Source organism: Mesorhizobium sp. B2-1-1 (genome assembly GCF_006442975.2).
Classification (GTDB): Bacteria; Pseudomonadota; Alphaproteobacteria; order Rhizobiales; family Rhizobiaceae; genus Mesorhizobium.
The window spans coordinates 3,029,422-3,049,906 of record NZ_CP083954.1 but is presented as its reverse complement, the minus strand read 5'-3'; the positions used below and the strand labels follow the sequence as shown (position 1 = coordinate 3,049,906).

Sequence of the window (20,485 nt, the reverse complement as noted above, 5' to 3'; positions counted from 1 at the left end):
AACCGAGGGAGGCGCGGTTTTGGACCGCGCCTCCCTTTCCTGATCGGTGCGATCGGCTACGCCGCCTGGTCGGCCGCGAACCGCGCCACCACGCGTTCTAGCAACGGCACATAGTCGCGAAACGTGCGCGTCCTCATGTCGGCGACCTTGCCGCCCTCGTCCCAGATGCGGACGCGCACCGCCTCTTCGTGAAACGGGTTCTTGCGGAACCCGGCCACCTCGTCCGGGCTCATCGGCCCGCCCTGCAACGACAGCGTATGAACCGAAGCCGGCGACAGCTTGTCGAAATAGGTCGGGTCGGTGGCGCAGAGATAGCGCTTGGCCGAGACATGCAGCCTGACGCATTCGACGATGACCGGCGGGAAGAACGGCGCCAGCACCTCGCCGCCGGCCTCGTCATGGTGCTTGTCCTCGACGTCATCGGGCGAATAGGTACCGAACTCGCTGGTGTAGTGGCCGATATCGTGCAGCAGGGCTGCTGCCACCAGTTCTTCCGGCGCACCATCCTGCTCTGCGAGCCAGGCGCCCTGCAGCATATGCTCGGACATCGTCACCGGCTCGCCGAGATAGGATTCGGCTCCCCGGCGCTCGAAGATATCGGCGATGAATTCGACGATGTTGCCGGCGTTCAGATCATGTGCGTTCATTCCGCCGCCTCCTTGAAACCGTGCTCGATCGCCGCCAACGTCGACAGCAGGCCGTCCTTGTCGGCATAACAGCCCTGCAGCCAGCGTTTGCCGGTTCCCGAAAACGCCTTGCGCGCATGCATGACGCGGGTGTTGTCGACGATGAAGGCCTGCCCCGGCTCAAGCTTGAACGTTACTTCGAAAGCCGGATCCTCGATCAACTCCGCAAAGCGGCGATAGGCGGCGTAGTAGGCATCCATCTCGGCGAAAGGCACGTCGATGGTCGGCGCCAGCGAGCGGTTGTTGAAGCGGATGCAGATCAGTTCGCCGTCCGGCCCGAGTTCGATCATAGGCCGCTTCGCCTGCAGCCGCACGCCGGACGATCCGGCATATTCGAAACGGGCAGGATGCGAACTCAGGAGTCGGAAGCCTTCGGGATTCTCGGCCTGCAAGGCGGCCGCCACGGCGAACCCGTCGACCACGCTGGACTCACCACCCTCCACCGTGTTCTCGATACAGGACAGGATCTGCAGCGTCGGCACCGGGTCGCGATAAGGATTGTCGGTGTGCGCCTGGAGGCCGAGATTGGTGTAGGCCAGATTGTTCGGATTGACCTCGGCGCGCACTTCGAACCAGCGCCCGTAATTGGTCTCCCTAATGTAGCCGAACAGGTCGGAGACCTTGCACAGAGCGCCGGATTCGGCCGGCAGTCCGTCCATCACTGCAAAACCGTAGGCCCTCACCGCCAAGAGCCATTCCCGCAGCACACTGCGGCTGCGGCTTGCCTTCGGATAACCGGCGCGCGGCACCGAATTCTGCATCGTGGCCCTTGTCCAGCGCTGCACCGCGTCGGCGGTCCATCCGGACTGAGGGGCCTCGGCGCGATCATAGGCATTGGCTCGAAGCCACGCCTCGGGAAAGCTGACCGTCTTCTTCTCGGGCACGAATCTGATCTCCACGGCATTGCCCTTGATCGAAGCGGCACCGATCCGCGTCTCGGCTGGAACATCGAGGATGGTGATCAGTCGCTGGCCGTTGCCGGCGCTGCGTGTCTTGTCGTCGAGTGCGTTGTCGCGAAGCCACATGGCGTGGAATCGGCAGCGTGTCCCGTCCTTCCAGCCCAGCTCGATCATTCTTCCTGCGTCGCCTATCAGCGCATCGGTCAACATGGAGATGTTCCTGTCCGTTGCGCCCCGCAGTCCGCTCAGCGGGGCCTCGATTGCATGTTGACCGAGCGAAAGGTATAATTGAAATTATCATTTTTCGGTCAATGGCTGCAAAACCATAATGCCTGCGAGAACCATCCCCACCTTGCCCCCACTCGACTGGCTGCGCAGCTTCGAGGCAGCGGCGCGGCTTTCGAATTTTACGGCGGCGGCCGCCGAGCTCGGCCTGACCCAGGCGGCCGTCAGTCAGCATATCCGGTTGCTTGAGGAGCGGCTGAAGACGCGTCTGTTCTCACGGCTGGCGCGGGGCGTCGCACTGTTGCCGGAGGGTGCCGCCTACTTGCCCCACATCCAATCAGCCTTCGCCACCATCGGCAGCAGCACGGCGGAACTGTTCGAGCCCCGCGCCGTCGAGACCGTTACCTTGCGGGCGCCGATCTCCTTCTCTTTGCTGGTGCTCGTTCCGAAGCTGCCCGACCTTGCCAAGGCGCTGCCGCGCATCCACCTCCACCTGGTGACGATCCATCGCCCGACCGACTATGACCTGCCGGGTTCAGCGCTGGACATCCGTTTCGGCAACGGATCCTTTCCCGGACGCATAGCCGACAGGCTGACCGCCGAGCGGCTTGTGCCGGTGGCCGCCCCGGCCTTGGCCGGTGCCGCCGACTGGATATCCCTGCCGCTGCTCCTGGTCGCTGGTGCGCGCGAGATGTGGGCGGAATGGTTCGCCGCGGCGGGATTGGCCGGTCACCCCAGGCGCTCGCATCGCTTCGACAGCTTCGTGGCTGCGATGGAGGCTGCGCGAGCCGGCGCGGGCGTGCTTCTGGGCTCGCGGCCGCTGATTGACGCGGCACTCGAAAGCAAGGCCCTGGCCAGGCTTTCCGATTTCGAGCTCCCGAGCACATCGGGGCATTTTCTGACCAAGGCACCGATCGCGCGACTGACCGGTGCCGAGCAGGATTTCCGCCAATGGCTGCTGTCGCGCCTCGGCGAGCCATCTCCGACATGACGTTCACCGGCCGATGCGCTTCCAGTAGATGAGCGTGCCGGTCAGCCCGCCATGGGGCTTCAATGCATAGTCCGGTATTTCCCCGGTCAGCGTGAAGCCCAGCCTCTCATAGAGCCCGGACGCCCCCTCTTCGGTCGCCGTATCCAGAACCAGAAGCGTGCGGCCCCTCTCCACCGCAAGGGCCTCGGCCGCTTGCATCAGGCGGGTCGCCACGCCTTTGCCTCGACGATCGAGGCGCGTCATCAGCTTGGCGATCTCGGCCGGGTGCGGCTGGTTGGGCGGACAGTCGAGCAGCAGCGTGACCGTGCCGACCAGCGTGTCTGCCTCCCACGCGCCAAGCACCACCCGCTCACCTCTTGCGGCCGCCGTCAGCGACGTGTCCCAGAACCTGCGGGCGGTTTCCGGCGCCAGCGGATGCATGAAGCTCACCGACCCGCCCGCGGCAACCGTTTCGACCAGAAGATCGCCAAGCAACGCCTGTGTCCGCGCGTCCTGCGTCAACATTCTGATCTCGATGGAATGCATGCTCGTTCTGCTTGGCTGAGATGGAAGGATCGATACGGTCGAACTGGCGTCAATCGAAAGCGCTGAATCGCTTTCCCTTGCGCGCCGCCTTGATCGCGGCGATGCGTTCGGTGTCCTCTTCCTGAAGGTGGCGTCCGCGTTCGAGGAGTTCGAGCGTGTATTCCTCATAGGTAAGTCCCAGCCGTTCCGCCTTGTCCACGCGCATCAGCATGACGTCGCGGCTCGGTGCTTTCAACGCCTTGGCATGCGCGGCCTGCCAGGCCAGGAAAATATAAGGATCGCCCTTGCCCCATGGCGGCCCCTTGTAGTCGTCGAGCGGCGGTCCCCCATTGTGGGAGCGCTTTGGACGTCTCGGCATGATGTCAGGCCCTGACCAGCGCGACGAGATAGTCGGCGCCCGCCTCGAGCGCATGGAAGGTGCAGTCCGACGGCGCGCCGAGCGCCAGACAGTCGCCGGGCTCGAGCCTGTGCACCAGATCGCCCTCGATGAATTCCAGCCGTCCGGAGATCAGCCATATCTGCTGTTTGATGAAGGCGTAGGACGCCGCGGGCAAACTGACCTTGGCGCCCGCCGGCAGATGAACCCTGATCAGTTCGAGCGGCATGTCGCCGGCCGGCGAAAGATGCCGCCTGACATAGCCGGTATCGGGATCGCGCCAGACGGGCTGGTCGCTCGCCCGCAGCAAGCCGCCACCCTGCAATTCCGCGCGTGCGATAAGGGTCGACAGCGTCATGCCGAAGGCGGCGGCGATCCGCACCAGGAGCGCTGCCGTCGGGCTGGTCATGCCACGCTCGATCGTGCTCAGCATGGCTTTGGAGACGCCGGAGCGCTCGGCGAGTTCGGCCAGGGACCAGTCCCGTATCGTCCTCTCGGCGTGTATCCGCCTGCCGATTGTCGAGGAGATGTCGTTCGCTATATCATCCATTCGTCTATTATAGCGAAAACTGATAACTGGAAAAGAGCCTTGTCGCGACAATTTTCGCCGGCTTCTTAATCCTCCCTACACCATCCGGCCACACTCGACCTTAACCCCGTTCCTGTAGGCTTCGACGTGAGGGAAAATGGGGATTGGCCTGTCCATGTATGTCGAACGCGAAGCCTCGGTCGGAGAACCGACATCGCAGGAGCGCCGCAACGCCGAACAGAACGACAGGCGCATCCTGGGCAATGTCGTGCAATGCGACGGCGCCCGCGCCACCATCAGCGCCTTTGCGGACGACGTCGACGGCGCGGTGACCGGCCTGTGGACGGTCGGCAAGATGATCTCGGTCAATCTCGGCACGACACGCACCGTCGGCCTGGTCTATGCGATCGGCAAGTCGGATCGCGCCTGGAACAGCGAAGGCCAGAACGCCATCGAGGTCAGCATCGAGCTGATCGGCGAAGTGCGCGACGGCGCCGAACCCGGCTCCAAGCCGATCTTCGACCGCGGCATCACCACCTATCCCCATATAGGCGCCATCGCGCACCGCATCCGCAGCCGTGACCTGCAGGCCGTCTACGATCTGGCCGGGCGTCATTCGATCACCATCGGCTCGCTGTCGCAGGACGAGGCGATCGCCGCCAACATCGCCATCGACGACACGCTGGCGCGCCACTTTGCCATTGTCGGCACCACCGGCGTCGGCAAGTCCACCGCCGTCTCGCTGCTGCTGCGCAAATCGATCGCGGCGCGGCCGGATCTGCGCATCCTGATCCTCGATCCGCACAATGAATTCGCCGCGTCGCTGCCCGAATATTGCGTCAAGGTCGATTCCAAGACGCTCGACCTTCCGTTCTGGATGTTCCGGCTCGAGGAATTCGCCGAGGTTCTATTTCGCGGCCGCGAGACCGTGCCCGACGAGATCGATGCGCTGCGCGACCTCATTCCGCTCGCCAAAAACCTCTATCGCAACCCCAATTCCGGTGCCTATCTCAGGCGCGGCAGCGATGCGCTGACCGCCGATACGCCAGTGCCCTACCGCATTGCCGATCTGCTCAAGCAGATTGACGAGCGCATGGGCATGCTCGAAAGCAAGAACGAGCGCCCGACGCTCAAATCGCTGAAGACGCGCATCGAATCGGCGGCAGCCGATCCGCGCTACCGTTTCATGTTCAACTCGCGCCTGATCGAGGACACCATCCACGAGACGATCGGCAACATCTTCCGCGTGCCGCATAACGGCCGCCCTGTGACCTGTTTCGAAATGGCCGGCATGCCGTCCGAAGTGGTCAATTCCGTCTGTTCGGTGCTGGCGCGCCTGGCGTTCGACCTTGCACTGTGGAGCGAGGGCAAGCTGCAGCTCCTATTGCTGTGCGAAGAAGCGCATCGCTACATGCCGGCCGATGCGCGCCTCGGCTTCGCGCCGACAAGGCACGCGCTGTCGCGCATTGCCAAGGAAGGCCGCAAGTATGGCTGCTATCTCGGCGTCGTCACACAGCGCCCGGGCGAACTCGACCCGACCATCCTGTCGCAGTGCTCGACCTTCTTCGCCATGCGGCTCGCCAATGAGCACGACCAGGCGATCATCCGCTCGGCCATCGCCGACTCGTCCGCCTCCACGCTTGCTTTCCTGTCGTCCATGGGCCAGCGCGAAGCGATCGCCTTCGGCGAAGGCGTGGCCACGACGATGCGGCTGAAGTTCGAGAGACTGCCGGCTGAACTGATCCCCGGCACGGCCAAGCGCGAACAAGCCATGTCGTCGAAAACCGGCGACGATGTCGATCTGGTGACGATCGTGGAACGGCTTCGCAACGTTCCAAAGCCGCAGCAGCAGGCGATGGCCTTTGCCGAAGTGGTCGATTCTGGCCGCCAGGCCGGCGATCCCGACTACCGCAAGCCGCCGGCCGCACGCGTGCAATCGGACGATGATTTCGACATGCGCTACGGCCTAAAGCCCGCCACCTTCGGCATGCGCCCCCAGAACGATTGAGCCTGCAAGCTCTCTGACGACCGGCCGGGAAGCCGCACACAAGCTTCCAAGGGCTTCACATCATCGAACCAGCTTGGTCAAATCCCGAAAGGGAATTCATCAGGCCGGATTGAATGGCGTGGTTTCGAGAAGCCGGAGCGGAGCGGACATTCAGTCCGTGAGCACCGGAAGTCGAAAAAGCCGCGTCAGGCAACCGGCCTCGTGAATTCTTCTTCGGGATTTCAGGCGCAGACGCGGTTGCGGCCTTGCCTCTTGGCCTCGTAGAGCTGGCGGTCGGCGCGGCGATAGAATTCTTCCGCCGTCTCCTTGCGGTCCCAGACGGCAAGGCCGACGCTGGTGGTGATCTTGAGCCGGACATTGCCCGAAAGAACCGACATGTTGGCGATCGCCTTGCGGATACGCTCGGCGAATTTCGACAACAATTCCGCCTCCATGTTGGGCGTGACCACGGCGAATTCCTCGCCACCCAATCGCGCCACCACGTCATGGTAGCGCGTCATGTCCTTGAGACAGCTGGCGACGGCCTTGAGTACCTCGTCGCCAACGTCGTGGCCATGTGTATCGTTGACCTGCTTGAAATGATCAAGGTCGAGGATCATCAGCCCGACGGGTTTCTCGATGCGCTTGAACTCCTCGAGATATTCCTTCAGCGCGTCGTCGAAATAGCGCCGGTTCTGCATGCCGGTCAGGCTATCTGTCAGCGCCGCATGTTCGAACGTCTCGGAGCGGGCGCTCAGTGACACGGTCATGGCCCGCAGCTTGCCTTCCTCCGTCGCCTGCCTGCGGATCAGCGGGTAGATGAAGAAGATGCCGAAGAACAGCGCGGTCGCGAGCAGCACGCCCGTCGCGAAAAGCAGCTTGTTGAGGTAGATGACCTTGTCCAGGCCGGAGGCCGTGTGCAGTTCGGTGGCAAAGGATTGCAGCAGTCCATAGGCATGCAGCGTCACCAGGCCGGCGGCCAGGATCACGAAGATAAAGACGAAAAACGCCGATTCCGCCTTGTGGAAACGCATCTGCTCCCCGATGGAAAAATGCCCATCGACCTTATGGCATGGCGGGCCTTACGGAGGGTTAATTTGGACAACCACAACGAGAACCTTTCCGTGAAGGAAAGGCTTTCTAGGTTGCATTAGCAACAAGCGTTTGGATCGTGGTTTCGATATCGTCACCAGGATGCAATCTTTGCCATTCCGGTCCTAGCTGGTGCCGAAACCAGGTCGTCTGCCGCTTGGCATATTGCCTGGTTGCGATCTTGGCGCGCTCAATCGCCTCGGGAAAACCCGATTGTCCGGCCATCGCCGCTTGCAGTTCGCGAACGCCGATCGCCTTCATCGCCGGCAATTGCGGATCGAGACGAAGCGATGCGAGTTGCCTGACTTCGTCCAGTGCGCCCTTGGCCAGCATCTGGTCGAAACGCCTTTCGATGCGTCCGACCAGCGCGGCCCGGTCCGGCTCGATGACAAAGAAGCGGGCCGTCTGTCTGTCGATGAGCGGCCGGCCCCGCGCGGCCTGCCAGTCCAGGATCGAGCGGCCGGATGCGTCGAGCACTTCGAGCGCCCGCACGATGCGCTGGCTGTCCGTGGGCTTCAACTGCATGGCTGCCCTGGAATCCTCGCGCAGCAGGATGCCATGCAGTTTGACGGCGCCTTGCTCCTTCAACTCGTAGCGCCAACGGTCGCGTACCTGCCGCGGAATGTCGGGCATTTCCGAAATGCCCTCGGCCAAGGCGCGAAAGTAAAGGCCGGTGCCGCCGACGAAGATCGGTCGCCGCGAGAGCGCACCGTCTTCGATCAGCCTCGTCACGTCGCGCAGCCACGCCCCGGTCGAGTAGGCGGTGCCGGGATGGACATGCCCATAGAGATAATGCGGTGCCCGAGCGAGGTCGGCCGCCTCCGGCCGGGCGGTCAACACGTCGAGAACCGAATAGGCTTGCATGGAATCGGTGTTGACGATCACGCCGCCTATACGTTCGGCCAGGTCGAGCGCCAGCGCCGACTTGCCGCTGGCGGTCGGCCCGGCTATCAGGATCGCGTTCTTCACGCGGCCTTCGCCCGCATCCGCACCGGAATTATCGATGCCGCTTATCGCCACGCTTGTTTCTCATCCCGCCGATCGTGCCTTGTCGCCATCGCTTGCGAATATGGCCTCACGGTCGGTGGGCGCAAGCACTGTTCGCTGGATGGCCGAAGACATTGCCTGCGATCTCGCACTGCCAGCGAATGCACAAGCCGACGAGGCGGCCGCCAATCTGCGCGCAGCGCTGGCCGCCGAGCCGATCGACGTGATCGTCCAGCAGTCGGCAACGCGCCGCAAGAAGATCCTCATCGCCGACATGGATTCGACCATGATCGACCAGGAATGCATCGACGAGCTGGCCGACGAGATCGGCGTCAAGGAGCACGTCGCGGCGATCACCGCACGATCGATGAATGGCGAGGTCGCCTTCGAGCCCGCCCTGCGCGAGCGCGTGGCGTTGCTCAAGGGGCTCGATGCGGCCGTGGTCGATCTGATCGTTGCCAACCGGTTGACATTGGCCTCCGGCGGTCGCGCGCTGGTGCAGACGATGCGGGCCAACGGCGCCTGGACCGCCCTAGTCTCGGGCGGCTTCGAGGTCTTCACCTCACGCATCGCCGCCATGCTCGGCTTCCATGAAAACCGCGCCAACCGCCTGCTCGAACAGGATGGCCTCTTTGCCGGGTTGGTCGGCGAGCCGATCCTCGGCCGCGCCGCCAAGGCCGAGGCGCTGATCGAGATCACGGCGCGTCTCGGCCTCACCCCGGCCGATGCCATTGCTGTCGGCGACGGGGCCAACGATCTCGACATGATCCGCCTTGCCGGCACCGGTGTTGCGCTGCATGCCAAACCGATGGTGGCTGCACAGGCAAAGGTTCGCATCGACCATGGCGACCTGACCGCATTGCTCTATCTGCAAGGCTACGGGCAGGAAGAGTTCGTCCAATGAAACCAATGCGCACCGAGCGCCTGATCCTGCGCAACTGGGAGGATCGCGACCGGGAGCTGTTCCATCGCATCAATTCCGATGAACGCGTGATGGAGTTCTTCCCCTTCCGTCGCGGCCGCGCCGCAGCAGACGCCAAGATGGACGAACTGCGGGCCATCATCGATCGGGACGGCTATGGCTTTGCCGCCGCCGAGGTCGCCGCATCAGTCAATGCATCGGCTTTGTCGGTATCACCGGGACCGACCATCTGCCGTTCCTTCCCGCCGGCACCGTTGAGGTCGGCTGGCGGCTGGCGCCCGAATTCTGGGGCAAGGGTTATGTCACGGAAGCTGCCGAGGCATGGCTGGCCTACGGCTTCGAAAAACTCGGCCTTGGCGAGATCGTCTCCTTCGCGGTCGAGAACAACCGCCGCTCCACTGCCGTCATGAAGCGCCTCGGCATGACCGCCGATCCCTCGGCCAACTTCGACCACCCCGGCATTCCCGACAGCCACCCGGAGCTGAAGAGGCATGTGTTCTACAGGCTGACGAGCGCGGATTGGCGGAAGAATCGTCGCTGATCAATGCCTGTCAGGTGGAAATTCGTCGCCGGACTGTGGCGATCTGTCTGCGACCCGCCCCAGCATTTTCGCGAAATCGCCCGGTGACGCGTCGCCGGCACGACGACGCAGGAAGTCAGCTGCCGCTTCCATTGCCCCGACCTTTTGCGCCACAGCCGACGCAATCCATTGATTGAGCGACACGCCATCGGCCTTCGCGAGGCGCGCGGCTGCTTCCTTAACCGACTGTGGCAGTTTCAGCGGATAAGTCGCTTTGCTCATGTACGAAGTCCTTCCAAGAACTCGGCCGGGCTCACAAGCAGTACATCAAAACGGCCTGCCGCAGCTAGGAAGTCCCGGCGATTGTGAGTCACCAACGCATCGGCCCGGCCGTTGATCGCTGCTTCAAGCACCATCTCATCCTTCGGATCGTTCAATTGCGGCCGCCAGAGAAAGTGCAGCTCGACCGGCTCAGCCAGCAATGCAAAGCCGGCCAGCAAACGGCCCAGATCCGGCGCGGACAACCCGTGAGCCGCCACCTGCTCGGGTCTGGCCAGCACGGTTTCATATTCAAGAAACAGCGCTGTCGTCACTAATGGGCGAATTTGCCGATCCGCAATCAGCTGCAGGATGGCGAAAGACGCGCCATTCCTGCTTCGCAAGCCTGCCGTCAAAACGTTTGTGTCCAGTACGATCCGCCTCACAAGTCAAAATAGTACATCCCATGGGATGTTACAATATGACCATCGTTAGCGATCCTCAGTCCATCCGGATCGTCACAAACCTCAGCTCACCGGTCTTGGACGCCAGCATCAACAGTGCGTTCTTGCGTCCCTGCTCCTTCAGCGCGCCGATCCGGTCCATCACATCCTTGGGCGTGGCAACCGATTCCTGTGCAATTTCGGTGATCACCTCGCCCGGCTGGATGCCGCGTTCAGCCGCGGCCGAATCCTTGGCGACATCGGTGATGACGACGCCCGAAACATCGGCGGCGATGCTGAACTTCTTGCGCGTATCGTCGTTCAATTCGCCGACGGTCATGCCGAGCACCGAGGCCGTCGAAACCGCCGGCGCCTTGTCGCCTTTGTCCTGGTCGGTGTTGCCGTTTTCGCCGCTGGCGAGCTTCTCGCTGTCCTCGAGCCGGCCAAGTGTTACCTTCACCGTTTGCTCGACACCCTTGCGCACGATCAGCACGTCGACCGCCTTGCCGACCGGGCTCTCCGCGACCACACGCGGCAGGTCGCGCATTTCGTGGATGTCCTTACCGTCGAACTTGATGATCACGTCGCCGGCCTGGATGGTGCCGTTGTCGACCGGTCCACCCTTGATGACGCCGGCGACCAGCGCACCCTTGGCGGTCGCCATGCCGAGGCTCTCGGCAATGTCGTCGGTCACCGGCTGGATGCGCACGCCAAGCCAGCCGCGCCGCGTTTCGCCATATTGGCGCAGTTGCTCGACAACGCCCGATGCGAGCTGCGAGGGGATGGAGAAGCCGATGCCGATCGAGCCGCCGGACGGCGAAATGATCGCCGTGTTGATGCCGATGACCTCGCCGGCGCTGTTGAACAGCGGCCCGCCCGAATTGCCGCGGTTGATCGCGGCATCGGTCTGGATGAAATCGTCATAGGGGCCTGAATTGATGTCGCGGTTACGCGCCGAGACGATGCCGACCGTGACCGTGCCGCCGAGGCCGAACGGATTGCCGATCGCCATCACCCAGTCGCCGACGCGCATCTTGGTGGAATCGCCGAACTTCACCGCCGTCAGCTTGTGGCCCTTCGGATCAACCTTGAGCACCGCGACATCGGTCTTGGTGTCGGTGCCGACCAGCGTCGCCTTCAGCGTGACTCCATCGGAGAAATTGACCTCGATATCGTCGGCATCGGCGATGACATGGTTGTTGGTGACGACGATGCCCTGCTCGGCGTCGATGACGAAACCGGAGCCGAGCGACTGCACTTTCTGCGAGCCATTGTCCTTGTCGCCGCCGCGGTTCTTGAAGAAATCGTCGAAGAAATCCTGGAACGGCGAGCCTTCGGGAAGCTGCGGCATCGGCACCGCGCCCGGACCTTCCGTGCCCTTCACCGTCTGCGACGTCGAGATGTTGACCACCGCGCCGAGCAGGCCTTGCGCCAGGTCGGCCACCGAAGCAGGCCCGTCGGCGGCCATTGTCGGCGTCACGAAGGCCGGAACGGCCACGGTGCCCAGAAGAAGCGCTGCCGCGCCAGCGACGAACGTGCGTCGAGCCGCGCGCAAAAGGGTGTTGGATGTCATCGAGAAGCCTCCCGGCACTTCTGAAAGAGAAAAGCGCTTCGACGGAAACGCCGTGTCGCGCCATGATGGCAAGAAATAGGGCACGTTTGCGGCTATGGCTATTGGCAGAGTGTAAATCCCGCGTTTTTGCACACCCCCTAGCCGCCGCGGATCAGCCAGACGATACCGACGCCGGCGGCAATCGCCACCAGCCCGGCGATCCGCAATGCGTTCTCCGGCAACGACAGCACCTCAGCCGCCAGTTTCCTGGCGAAACCGGGAAAGCCGCCATAGACCAAGCCCTCAATGACGAGGACCAGGCCTATTGCGGCGAAGAAATCCTGCACCGGCCGCTACTGGCCGGTGCCGGGCGAAGTTGCGGGTGCGGTCGCCGGTGCGGCAGGAGGTGCCGGTTGCGGAGCCGCCGGCCTTGCCGGCGCCTCCTTTCCGTCAGGGTCGCGGAAGAAACGGAAGAACTCCGAATTCGGCGACAGCACCATTGTCGTGCCGGTGTTGTCCAGCGCCGTGCCATAGGCGTTCATCGACCGGTAGAAATCGAAGAACGCCGGATCGCGCTGATAAGCCTCGGCAAAGGTGGCGCTGCGCTGCGCCTCGCCCTCGCCGCGCAGGATTTCGGACTCCTTCTGCGCTTCCGCGATGATCTCGACCACCTCACGGTCGGCGCGGGCCTTGATGCGCTGCGCCGCCTCATTGCCGCGCGCCCTCAGCCTTTCGGCCTCAGCCAGACGTTCCGCCTTCATGCGATCGAAGGTCTGCTGCGAGACTTCGGCGGTGAGGTCGGTGCGGCGGATGCGGACATCCTCGATCTGCAGGCCGAGCGAGGTGGCGTCGGGCCGTAGCTGATCGCGCACTTCGCGCATCATCACAGCGCGCTCCTCCGAAAGGGCGGCCTCGAAGTCGCGCAGACCGTAGACGCGGCGCAAGGCAGCGTCGAGACGCGTCCTCAGCCGCGCTTCGGCGAGCTCGATCTGGCCGGATACGGCGGCACGGAAGACACGCGGATCCGAGATGCGGTAGGCGATGAAGGCATCGACCTCATAGAACTTGCCGCCCGAGACCTGGACGCGGATGTTGTCGAGGTCGAAGCGCAGCACCCGATTCTCGATCAACTGCACCGTGTCGGCGTCGAAGAACGAGAACGGCGCCTTGAAGTAGATGCCGGGCTCGGTCTTGACGTCGACGATCTCGCCGAACCTCAGCACCAGCGCCTGCTGGCGCGCATTGACCACGAAGACTGACGAATAGAGCAGGAACAGGATGACCGCCGCGATGACGACGATGACGGGGAGACGGTTGGCCATCACTGGTTACCTCCCGTCGTCGCGCCAAGCGGGGCCGGAGCCGGCGCTTTCTGCTGCAATGCCGGCAGTGGCAGATAGGGGACGACCCCCTGCCCGTTGCCTTGCTCGACAATCACCTTGCCGGAGTCCTTCAGCACCTTCTCCATCGTTTCCAGGTAAAGCCGCTTGCGCGTCACGTCGGGCGCCTTGGCATATTCGTCATAGACGGAGATGAAGCGCTGGGCCTCACCTTCGGCCTCCTGCACCACCCGGTTCTTGTAGGCGGCCGCGTCTTCGCGGACCTGTGCGGCCTCGCCGCGTGCCTGGCCGAGCTTCTGGTTGGAGTACTGGTTGGCCTGCTCGACGAACTTATCCTCGTCCTGCTCGGCGCGCTGCACCTCGTCGAAGGCGTCGGCGACCTCACGGGGCGGCGCCGCGTCCTCGATCGAGATGGCGTTGACCTGAAGCCCGGCCTTGTAGCCGTCGAGCGTGGTCTGGATGATCTCGCGCACCGAAGCCGCTATGCCCTGGCGATCGTCACGGAAGATGTCCTGCGCCGGCCTGCGGCCGACGGCCTCGCGCATCGCGCTCTCGGCGACCTGCCGCAGCATGCCATCCGGGTCGGAGACGTCGAACAGATAGGCGCGGGGATCGGAGACCTGATAGGCGACCGAGAACTGCACGTTGACGATGTTCTGGTCGCCCGAAAGCATCAGCCCCGACGTGTTGCCGCTGGAGGCGCCACCGCCAATGTCGACGAGCTGCTCGGAAATCTTGGCCGTTTCGACGGTTTCGAGCGGCCACCAGTGGAAATGCAGGCCGGGCTGCGACAGCTCGGCCTTCGGCTTGCCGAAGCGCAGCTCGACCGCGACCTCATCGGGCTGCACGGTGTAGACTGCCTGGAACGCCCATAGCACGACCAGCGCCGCGCCGATCAGCCCGAATATGGCCGGACTGGCGCCGCCACCGCCGGGCAACGCACGCCGCAGCCTGTCCTGGCCACGGCGGATGATGTCCTCGAGGTCGGGAGGCGAGCCTTGCGGTCCGCTTGGCCCCTTCGGTCCCTGCCCCCAGGGTCCCTGATTGTTGCCGCCGCCGCCCCATGGGCCGCCGCCACCGCCACCTTTGTCGTTCCAGGGCATGAATGTCCTTTCGCTTGGAATTCCCTCAAGCGCCGGAATTTCGGCGCAAATCCAGTCTTGTTCTTCTATAGGGACGCCACGGCATGCTTTCAACGCGATGCTCTGCCGGCATCATCGGTTTTGGGCCGGTCGCGACCCTTTGTCGTCTTTAAACGCCTTTTTTCTTTCAATGGCTCTCGCGGCGTCGCTCGTAAACCGTATAGCGCGTCGCGTGGCTGTCCTTTTCGCCGACCGGGATCTCCTGCGAACTGACTTCGCGCCAGCGTTTCGGATCGATCGGCGGGAAATGCGCGTCGCCGTCGACAGCGGCCAGCACATGGGTGACATGCAGCCGGTCGGCTAGCGGTAGCGCCTGCGCATAGATTTCGCCGCCGCCGATCACGCAGACCTCGTCCACCCCGCTCATGCAGCGCCCCCGCACATCAGCCAGCTGGATCGCGTTCTCAAGCGTATGCGCCACCTCGACGCCGTCGGCGCGCCAGGTCTTGTCACGGGTGACAACGATGTTCAGCCTGCCCGGCAGCGGCCGGCCGATGCCTTCATAGGTCCTGCGGCCCATGATGATAGGCTTGCCCATCGTGTCTGCCTTGAAGCGCTTGAGATCGGTGGAAAGCCGCCAGGGCAGCCCCCCGTCCCGCCCGATGACGCCGTTCTCGGCGATGGCGACATAGATTGCCACGTGCATCAGTTGCCGTTCCCATTGTCGGATGGATCGAGGATAAGGATGTCGATGTCGCGCTCTGGATAGAAGTCCTCAGCCGTCATCTCGAAACTCGTCGGCCCGACCTTCCTGACATTGTCGCCGCAGAACGAGACCAGGGCTTTGGGATTGCCCTTGTCGACGGTCAGCTTGAACTTGCCGATGCTGCCGGCCGCCCAGTTGCCGCCGGTGGTCAGGATGTAGGCGATGCGGCTCTCGTAATATTTTGGATAGCCGTCGGGATCGTTCTTGGCAGCCTTGCGCACTGCGTTCTCGAACGTGTCGTCCATGCAGTAGCGGGACTTGTAGGCGGCGTACTGTCCCTGGAACTTGCCGTCGTAGAAGAAGCTGACCGACGAGGTGCCGCCGACGCTCGGTTTGTAGCGGTGGGAAACGTGGACGTCCTTGTTGGCCGGAAAGGTCGAGCGCCACCAATAGGTCGAGCGCAATTGCCAGAACGGTGCATAATTGGGTTTCGCGCCAGGGCTGTCATCGACAGTGTCCTCGATGATGATGCCGCGGGTGACCCAGTCGTCCGCCACCGTTTGCGGCAGCTTCCCGAGCGCCGCCTTTGCCGCTTCGCCGAATGGGTTGAAAGGCACGTTCTGCGCCTTCAGGTCGGCACCGATGTCGATGCCGAGCGCGAACGCCTTCTGCTCGAGCTCAGGCTTTGCCGCCACGCCGTCGATCGTCACCTCGAAGCCAAGGAAATTGTCGCTCTGGTTTTCGGGGATCGCCGGCATCTCCTCGGGATCGCCGGAGATGTCGGGCATTGGGAAGGCGACGATCGCGTCGACGTCCTTATCGGTGTTGTTGTGGAAGACGTAATCCACGGTCACCTTTTCCGGCGAGATGAAGAGGTCCTCGCTCTGCATCGCCACGGCATCGCTGCGCGACAGCACCAGGCCGCCGGTGCCGAGTTCGGCAACGGAATCATTGGCGAACGCGGGTGCGGCCGACAAGGCCAGCACCGCCGTCAGAACATATCGCAACATGAAAGCCCCTCGGCGAGAATGTCGCGATGACCCTAGCGGTTTCAACGTGGCGTTTCAAAGCCCTTCCGCATCCGCGCCACGCCAGTCTGGACTAAAGGGTTGCGATCGGGCAGGAGTTCGCTTCATGCGCAAGCTTCTCGTCATCGGCATCGGCGCCGGCAATCCCGACCATATGACCGTGCAGGCCATAGACGGCCTCAATCGGGCCGACGTGCTGTTCATCCCCGACAAGGGTGCGAAGAAGAACGATCTTGCCGAACTGCGCCGTCACATCTGCGACCGCTTCGTCACCAACCCGAATTCACGCCGCGTGGAATTCGACGTGCCCGTGCGGGCCGAACCGGCGCCTTCCTATCGCTCGACTGTCGATGACTGGCACGAGGCAATCGCCGCCATCTATGAAGACCTGATCCGCGAAGAGATCGCCGAGGATGGTTGCGGCGCCTTCCTGATCTGGGGCGACCCCTCGCTCTACGACAGCGCGCTGCGCATCCTGGAGCGCGTACGCCTCAGGGGCAACGTCGCCTTCGAACTGGAGGTTATTCCCGGCATCACCGCCATCCAGGCGCTCGCCGCCAGCCACGCGACAGCGCTGAACCGCATCGGCGATTCCATCCTGATCACCACCGGCCGCCGGTTGACGGAAGAAGGTATGCCGCAAAATGCCGGCAGCGCCGTCGTCATGCTTGACGGCAAATGCGCCTTCAACACGCTCGCCGACCAGGATCTTTTCATCCAATGGGGCGCCTATCTCGGCACGCCGGACGAAATCATCGTCTCCGGCCGCCTCCGCGACGTCGGCGCCGAAATCGAGAAAATCCGCGAGCAGGCCCGCGGGGAAAAGGGCTGGATCATGGATACGTACGTGCTGAGGAAGGTAGGGGAGTAGGGCAGTAAGGCAGTAAGTGAACGAGACATCGGGAGCCGGAACACAAGAAAGCACACGAAAAATTCGACGCGCCCGAGTTGGTCTGCCCTACTGCCCTACTGCCCTACTGCCCTACTGCCCTACTGCCCTACTGCCCTACCCCTCCTCAATCTCCGCCTGCAACGCCTCCATATGCGTCGCGGCCGCCGAAGCCGCCGCGCGTTCGATGGCGCGGAAACGGCTGACTACGGCCAGGCCCACCGCCGTCAGTTGCGCGCCGCCGCCCTTGCGGCCGCCGGTCTGCGCGGCCACCAGCGGCTTGCCGAACACCCGGTTCATGTCCTCGACCAAGTCCCACGCATGCTTGTAGGACATCTCCATGCCGCGCGCGGCGGCCGAGATCGAACCGAAGGCGGCGATCTGCTCCAGCAATTCGATCTTGCCCGGCCCGATGCGCCCGTCGGGGTCGAGGTTTATCCGCAAGCTCAGCGACGGCATTGTCTTCCTCCGCGATCACGCCGCCATGTTAGAGCGTCCCTGGCGGCCTCGCTATTCCAAATCGATATAGCGCAGAGACCCGCTCGTCGTCTCAGCCGTCCGCCTCCGCGGGCAGCCCGCCCCCGGTGTTTGCCTGGTCGAAACTCACCGTCTTGATCACGGCGAAGACCTGTCCGCCGAGCCGCAGCTTCAGAACCTGCCGCGACTGTTCGGTGACCCGTGCCAGCACGGTCGCGCCGTTGCAGTCGATACCGATCTCGACCGTCGGCCCCTCGCCCGGCCTGATCGCGACGATCGTGCCGGCCAGGATGTTGAGCGCGCTGAGACCCGACGGCCGTTCGGTGGCGATCATGACGTCGCGCGCGCGGACGCGGATACGCACCGGCGCGCCCACCATCGCCGCCAGCTTGGGCACGCGTATCTCGCCGGCGTTCGAGCCAAGCACCGTCATGCCGAAAACCTCGTCATGCTGCAGTACGCTGGTGTCCAGCACCGCGCCGCCCTCGCCGCGCTCCTCCGCCGGCAGAAGGTCCGGCCTTTGCATGACAGCCGTGGTCGGGCCGCTGGCGGCAAGCTTGCCTCGCGCCAGCATCACCACGTCGCTCGCCAGCCGCGCCACCTCGGCGATCGAATGGCTGACATAGACGATCGGGATCTTGGTCTCGTCGCGCAGGCGCTCGACATAGGGCAGGATTTCGGCCTTGCGCGCCTCGTCGAGCGAGGCCAGCGGCTCGTCCATCAGCAACAGCCGGGGGCTGGCGAGCAGCGCCCGGCCGATCGCGACGCGCTGCCTCTCGCCGCCCGAGAGCTTTGCCGGCCGCCGCGCCAGCAGCGGCTCGATGCCGAGCAATTCGACGACGGCGTCGATCTCGGCATAACGCTCCGCCGCCGGCGTGAACCAGCGGCCATAGCGCAAATTGCTCGCCACGCTCATATGCGGAAACAGACGCGCGTCCTGGAACACCATGCCGATCCGGCGCCTGTGCTTCGGCACGAAAATGCCCTTGGCCGTGTCGACCAGCACACGGCCATCGACCTCGATGCGTCCCTGGTCGGGCCGGATCAGCCCGGCAATCATATTGATCAGCGTCGTCTTGCCCGAGCCGGAGGGCCCGAACAGCGCCGTCAGCCGCCCGGCGCTCTCGAAGCGGATGTCGAGGGGGAAATCGCCGAGCCGATGGCGGATGTCGACAAGGACCGTCATTCGATGTCCATCCGCCGGCCGACGCGCCGCGCCAACACTTCCGAGGCCACCAGGGCGGCCATCGAGATGACGATCGAGATCAGCGTCAGCCGAAGCGCTCCGGCATCGCCGCCCGGCACCTGGGTGAACGTGTAGATTGCCGACGGCAGCGTCTGCGTCTCGTTCGGGATGTTGGAGACGAAGGTGATCGTCGCTCCGAACTCGCCCATCGCCTTGGCGAAGGAGAGGATGGCGCCGGCGATCAGCCCGGGCAGGATCAGCGGCAAGGTGATGGTGCCGAACACCCATGGCGGGCTGGCGCCGAGCGTTCCGGCCGCCGCCTCCATCTTGCGGTCGACGGCCTCGATCGACAATCGGATCGCCCGCACCATCAGCGGAAAACCCATGACGCCGCAGGCAAGAGCCGCACCCGTCCAGCGAAAGGAAAAGACGATGCCGAAATGCTCGGCCAGGAATGCGCCGGCCGGCCCGCGCTTGCCGAAGGTCAGAAGCAGGAGATAGCCGGTCACCACGGGCGGCACGATCAGCGGCAGGTGCACCAGCCCGTTGAGCAGCGTCTTGCCCCAGAAGCGGCCGCGCGCCAGGAGCAGCGCTATCGCTATGCCCGGCGGCAGGCTGGCGATCATCGCCACTGTCGCCACCTTGATGGACAGCCGGACCGCATTCCATTCGTCGGGAGTGAGGTCCAGCAGCCAGTTCATGCGCAGGTGGCTATCCTAGTTGACAGGCGCAAGGACCGTGAAACCCTGCTCCCTGAATAGATCCGATGCCTTTGCCGTCCGCAGGCACTTCAGGAAGGCAGGCGTGTCCTTGTCCTTCGAATCAGCCGTTTGGGCAACCGGATAGATGATCGGCGGATGTGAATCCTCGGGGAAAACACCAACCACCTTGACGCCCTTTTCGGCATGCGCGTCCGTGGCATAGACGATGCCGAGAGCCGCTTCGCCCGTCGAGACCAGCTTGAGTGCCGCACGCACATTCTCGGCCTGCGCCACCTTGCCCTCGACCGAGGACCAGACGCCGAGCGATTCAAGCGCGGCCTTGCCGTATTTGCCGGCCGGCACAGCCTTGAGGTCGCCCATGGCGAGCTTGCCGTCGCCGACCAGCTTGGCCAGATCAAAACCCTTTTCGATCTTGGCTTCAACGCCCGAATCCTTCGGCGCCACCAGCACGATCTGGTTGCCGAGCAGCTTCACTTCGGTAGCGGGCTTGGTCAGCTTCCTGTCGGAAAGATACTTCATCCAGTCGAGATCGGCCGAGATGAAGACGTCCGCCGGCGCGCCGCTTTCGATCTGCTTGGCGAGCGCCGAACTCGCCGCGTAGGAGATGGTCGCCGCTTCGCCGACATCAGCCGCGCAGGCCTTGTTGACCGCGTCGAGCGCGTCCTTGAGGCTGGCGGCCGCAAACACCACGACCTCGTCTTGCGCGCGCGCCGCCGGCACTGCTGCCGTCCACGCCGCCGCGAAGCCGCCAATGGCGACCGCCGCCACTGCAAAACCGTTGCGCGTCATGAACTCTCCCTGAGTTGACATCCGGCCTGCTCGAAGCCTGCCATCCGATATATCCGGATGAATATAACAAGGAAAGGTTTTTCGCACAGCGTCGCCATTGAATGCGCGGCGTCCTCGCGACCTGCGATAGACCAGCACGGATACAGCGAAAGGCAGACGAAGACGTCACAAGAAAATCGGCACCCGTTGCCCTCGACGGAACCAACGCTGAAATCCTCTAAAGCGCGTCGTTCCCCCAAAACTGCGGTCACTTTTGGGCGACATAGCTGTCGCC

General features: G+C 63.8%; 23 protein-coding genes and 1 pseudogene. 5 read left to right on the top strand and 19 right to left on the bottom strand.

All coding sequences use genetic code 11. From position 1 onward, the window contains the following. Positions 1–56: 56 nt before the first annotated feature. Both FJ972_RS14950 and FJ972_RS14945 read right to left on the bottom strand, forming a co-directional pair. Complete coding sequence (locus FJ972_RS14950) at positions 57–647, bottom strand: HD domain-containing protein (protein ID WP_140495362.1); 591 nt, start codon at positions 645–647, stop codon at positions 57–59. Beyond that, the gene (locus tag FJ972_RS14945) at positions 644–1,795 is read right to left on the bottom strand and encodes a gamma-butyrobetaine dioxygenase (protein WP_140521170.1); all 1,152 of its coding nucleotides are present in this window, start codon (positions 1,793–1,795) and stop codon (positions 644–646) included. The genes FJ972_RS14950 and FJ972_RS14945 overlap by 4 nt, the downstream gene beginning before the upstream one ends. Positions 1,796–1,913: 118 nt before the next feature. Between FJ972_RS14945 and FJ972_RS14940 the strand changes: the two genes are divergently transcribed. Next, positions 1,914–2,801, top strand: a complete 888-nt coding sequence (locus FJ972_RS14940; RefSeq protein WP_140495358.1) for a LysR family transcriptional regulator — start codon at positions 1,914–1,916, stop codon at positions 2,799–2,801. 3 nt (positions 2,802–2,804) lie between these two features. On the opposite strand, the gene FJ972_RS14935 is transcribed toward FJ972_RS14940, so the two are convergent. The 3 genes from FJ972_RS14935 to FJ972_RS14925 are packed head-to-tail and all read right to left on the bottom strand — an operon-like array spanning position 2,805 to position 4,252. Further along, a complete protein-coding gene (locus FJ972_RS14935; protein WP_140521171.1) occupies positions 2,805–3,326 on the bottom strand; it encodes a GNAT family N-acetyltransferase in 522 nt (173 codons plus the stop codon). 49 nt (positions 3,327–3,375) lie between these two features. Then, positions 3,376–3,684 (bottom strand): hypothetical protein, encoded by a 309-nt coding sequence (locus FJ972_RS14930; protein WP_140495355.1) that lies wholly within the window; start codon positions 3,682–3,684, stop codon positions 3,376–3,378. A 4-nt stretch (positions 3,685–3,688) separates the two neighbouring features. After that, positions 3,689–4,252: a helix-turn-helix domain-containing protein gene (locus tag FJ972_RS14925; protein ID WP_140495353.1), complete on the bottom strand. Its 564-nt coding sequence runs from the start codon at positions 4,250–4,252 to the stop codon at positions 3,689–3,691. Positions 4,253–4,406: 154 nt separating this feature from the next. Here FJ972_RS14925 and FJ972_RS14920 point away from each other — a divergent pair, with 154 nt between their 5' ends. Continuing rightward, positions 4,407–6,239 carry an ATP-binding protein gene (locus FJ972_RS14920; RefSeq protein WP_140495864.1) on the top strand — a complete coding sequence of 611 codons (1,833 nt, stop codon included), beginning with the start codon at positions 4,407–4,409 and terminating at the stop codon, positions 6,237–6,239. Positions 6,240–6,460: 221 nt separating this feature from the next. On the opposite strand, the gene FJ972_RS14915 is transcribed toward FJ972_RS14920, so the two are convergent. Together FJ972_RS14915 and miaA are read right to left on the bottom strand one after the other, a co-directional pair. Next, entirely contained in the window at positions 6,461–7,252 is a 792-nt protein-coding gene (locus FJ972_RS14915) for a GGDEF domain-containing protein (RefSeq protein WP_140495351.1), read from the bottom strand. A gap of 106 nt (positions 7,253–7,358) precedes the next feature. Then, on the bottom strand, positions 7,359–8,324 hold the full coding sequence (gene miaA, locus FJ972_RS14910) for a tRNA (adenosine(37)-N6)-dimethylallyltransferase MiaA (protein ID WP_140516708.1): 966 nt from the start codon (positions 8,322–8,324) through the stop codon (positions 7,359–7,361). Between miaA and serB the strand changes: the two genes are divergently transcribed. Both serB and FJ972_RS14900 read left to right on the top strand, forming a co-directional pair. Continuing rightward, on the top strand, positions 8,314–9,201 hold the full coding sequence (gene serB / locus FJ972_RS14905) for a phosphoserine phosphatase SerB (RefSeq protein ID WP_140521172.1): 888 nt from the start codon (positions 8,314–8,316) through the stop codon (positions 9,199–9,201). The genes miaA and serB overlap by 11 nt on opposite strands. After that, positions 9,198–9,760: pseudogene (locus tag FJ972_RS14900) on the top strand (GNAT family N-acetyltransferase). The gene serB and the pseudogene FJ972_RS14900 overlap by 4 nt, the downstream one beginning before the upstream one ends. Here the strand turns inward: FJ972_RS14900 and FJ972_RS14895 are convergent. The 8 genes from FJ972_RS14895 to FJ972_RS14860 all read right to left on the bottom strand — a co-directional run bounded on the left by FJ972_RS14895 (position 9,761) and on the right by FJ972_RS14860 (position 16,130). Further along, on the bottom strand, positions 9,761–10,021 hold the full coding sequence (locus FJ972_RS14895) for a toxin-antitoxin system HicB family antitoxin (protein ID WP_140495345.1): 261 nt from the start codon (positions 10,019–10,021) through the stop codon (positions 9,761–9,763). Beyond that, complete coding sequence (locus FJ972_RS14890; RefSeq protein ID WP_246671748.1) at positions 10,018–10,413, bottom strand: putative toxin-antitoxin system toxin component, PIN family; 396 nt, start codon at positions 10,411–10,413, stop codon at positions 10,018–10,020. The genes FJ972_RS14895 and FJ972_RS14890 overlap by 4 nt, the downstream gene beginning before the upstream one ends. Before the next feature lie 85 nt (positions 10,414–10,498). Further along, the gene (locus FJ972_RS14885) at positions 10,499–12,013 is read right to left on the bottom strand and encodes a DegQ family serine endoprotease (RefSeq protein WP_140495341.1); all 1,515 of its coding nucleotides are present in this window, start codon (positions 12,011–12,013) and stop codon (positions 10,499–10,501) included. Positions 12,014–12,150: 137 nt separating this feature from the next. Further along, positions 12,151–12,339 (bottom strand): DUF2065 domain-containing protein, encoded by a 189-nt coding sequence (locus tag FJ972_RS14880; protein ID WP_140521173.1) that lies wholly within the window; start codon positions 12,337–12,339, stop codon positions 12,151–12,153. A 6-nt stretch (positions 12,340–12,345) separates the two neighbouring features. Next, a complete protein-coding gene (gene hflC, locus FJ972_RS14875; RefSeq protein ID WP_140521174.1) occupies positions 12,346–13,314 on the bottom strand; it encodes a protease modulator HflC in 969 nt (322 codons plus the stop codon). Further along, on the bottom strand, positions 13,314–14,435 hold the full coding sequence (hflK, locus tag FJ972_RS14870; protein ID WP_140495337.1) for an FtsH protease activity modulator HflK: 1,122 nt from the start codon (positions 14,433–14,435) through the stop codon (positions 13,314–13,316). The genes hflC and hflK overlap by 1 nt, the downstream gene beginning before the upstream one ends. A gap of 166 nt (positions 14,436–14,601) precedes the next feature. After that, positions 14,602–15,120, bottom strand: a complete 519-nt coding sequence (locus FJ972_RS14865; protein WP_140495334.1) for a dihydrofolate reductase — start codon at positions 15,118–15,120, stop codon at positions 14,602–14,604. Beyond that, positions 15,120–16,130 carry a DUF4424 domain-containing protein gene (locus tag FJ972_RS14860; protein ID WP_140495332.1) on the bottom strand — a complete coding sequence of 337 codons (1,011 nt, stop codon included), beginning with the start codon at positions 16,128–16,130 and terminating at the stop codon, positions 15,120–15,122. Before FJ972_RS14860 ends, FJ972_RS14865 begins: the two co-directional genes overlap by 1 nt. A 124-nt stretch (positions 16,131–16,254) precedes the next feature. Between FJ972_RS14860 and cobF the strand changes: the two genes are divergently transcribed. Continuing rightward, positions 16,255–17,019, top strand: coding sequence for a precorrin-6A synthase (deacetylating) (gene cobF, locus FJ972_RS14855; RefSeq protein ID WP_140495330.1), 765 nt, complete (start codon positions 16,255–16,257; stop codon positions 17,017–17,019). Positions 17,020–17,154: 135 nt separating this feature from the next. Here the strand turns inward: cobF and FJ972_RS14850 are convergent, their stop codons facing one another. The 4 genes from FJ972_RS14850 to modA form a co-directional block, all read right to left on the bottom strand. Continuing rightward, positions 17,155–17,496 carry a winged helix-turn-helix domain-containing protein gene (locus FJ972_RS14850; RefSeq protein ID WP_140495328.1) on the bottom strand — a complete coding sequence of 114 codons (342 nt, stop codon included), beginning with the start codon at positions 17,494–17,496 and terminating at the stop codon, positions 17,155–17,157. Between the two features lie 91 nt (positions 17,497–17,587). After that, complete coding sequence (modC, locus tag FJ972_RS14845; RefSeq protein WP_140521175.1) at positions 17,588–18,700, bottom strand: molybdenum ABC transporter ATP-binding protein; 1,113 nt, start codon at positions 18,698–18,700, stop codon at positions 17,588–17,590. Further along, positions 18,697–19,401 carry a molybdate ABC transporter permease subunit gene (modB, locus tag FJ972_RS14840; RefSeq protein WP_140521176.1) on the bottom strand — a complete coding sequence of 235 codons (705 nt, stop codon included), beginning with the start codon at positions 19,399–19,401 and terminating at the stop codon, positions 18,697–18,699. The genes modC and modB overlap by 4 nt, the downstream gene beginning before the upstream one ends. Positions 19,402–19,416: 15 nt before the next feature. Continuing rightward, on the bottom strand, positions 19,417–20,211 hold the full coding sequence (gene modA / locus FJ972_RS14835; RefSeq protein WP_140521177.1) for a molybdate ABC transporter substrate-binding protein: 795 nt from the start codon (positions 20,209–20,211) through the stop codon (positions 19,417–19,419). Positions 20,212–20,485: the final 274 nt, after the last annotated feature.

Coding starts and splice junctions, on each gene's coding strand:
- FJ972_RS14950 (WP_140495362.1), bottom strand. CDS start 647: ATGAACGCACATGATCTGAACGCCGGCAACATCGTCGAATTCATCGCC.
- FJ972_RS14945 (WP_140521170.1), bottom strand. CDS start 1,795: ATGTTGACCGATGCGCTGATAGGCGACGCAGGAAGAATGATCGAGCTG.
- FJ972_RS14940 (WP_140495358.1), top strand. CDS start 1,914: ATGCCTGCGAGAACCATCCCCACCTTGCCCCCACTCGACTGGCTGCGC.
- FJ972_RS14935 (WP_140521171.1), bottom strand. CDS start 3,326: ATGCATTCCATCGAGATCAGAATGTTGACGCAGGACGCGCGGACACAG.
- FJ972_RS14930 (WP_140495355.1), bottom strand. CDS start 3,684: ATGCCGAGACGTCCAAAGCGCTCCCACAATGGGGGACCGCCGCTCGAC.
- FJ972_RS14925 (WP_140495353.1), bottom strand. CDS start 4,252: ATGGATGATATAGCGAACGACATCTCCTCGACAATCGGCAGGCGGATA.
- FJ972_RS14920 (WP_140495864.1), top strand. CDS start 4,407: ATGTATGTCGAACGCGAAGCCTCGGTCGGAGAACCGACATCGCAGGAG.
- FJ972_RS14915 (WP_140495351.1), bottom strand. CDS start 7,252: ATGCGTTTCCACAAGGCGGAATCGGCGTTTTTCGTCTTTATCTTCGTG.
- serB (WP_140521172.1), top strand. CDS start 8,314: ATGCCGCTTATCGCCACGCTTGTTTCTCATCCCGCCGATCGTGCCTTG.
- FJ972_RS14895 (WP_140495345.1), bottom strand. CDS start 10,021: ATGAGCAAAGCGACTTATCCGCTGAAACTGCCACAGTCGGTTAAGGAA.
- FJ972_RS14885 (WP_140495341.1), bottom strand. CDS start 12,013: ATGACATCCAACACCCTTTTGCGCGCGGCTCGACGCACGTTCGTCGCT.
- hflC (WP_140521174.1), bottom strand. CDS start 13,314: ATGGCCAACCGTCTCCCCGTCATCGTCGTCATCGCGGCGGTCATCCTG.
- hflK (WP_140495337.1), bottom strand. CDS start 14,435: ATGCCCTGGAACGACAAAGGTGGCGGTGGCGGCGGCCCATGGGGCGGC.
- FJ972_RS14865 (WP_140495334.1), bottom strand. CDS start 15,120: ATGCACGTGGCAATCTATGTCGCCATCGCCGAGAACGGCGTCATCGGG.
- FJ972_RS14860 (WP_140495332.1), bottom strand. CDS start 16,130: ATGTTGCGATATGTTCTGACGGCGGTGCTGGCCTTGTCGGCCGCACCC.
- cobF (WP_140495330.1), top strand. CDS start 16,255: ATGCGCAAGCTTCTCGTCATCGGCATCGGCGCCGGCAATCCCGACCAT.
- FJ972_RS14850 (WP_140495328.1), bottom strand. CDS start 17,496: ATGCCGTCGCTGAGCTTGCGGATAAACCTCGACCCCGACGGGCGCATC.
- modC (WP_140521175.1), bottom strand. CDS start 18,700: ATGACGGTCCTTGTCGACATCCGCCATCGGCTCGGCGATTTCCCCCTC.
- modB (WP_140521176.1), bottom strand. CDS start 19,401: ATGAACTGGCTGCTGGACCTCACTCCCGACGAATGGAATGCGGTCCGG.
- modA (WP_140521177.1), bottom strand. CDS start 20,211: ATGACGCGCAACGGTTTTGCAGTGGCGGCGGTCGCCATTGGCGGCTTC.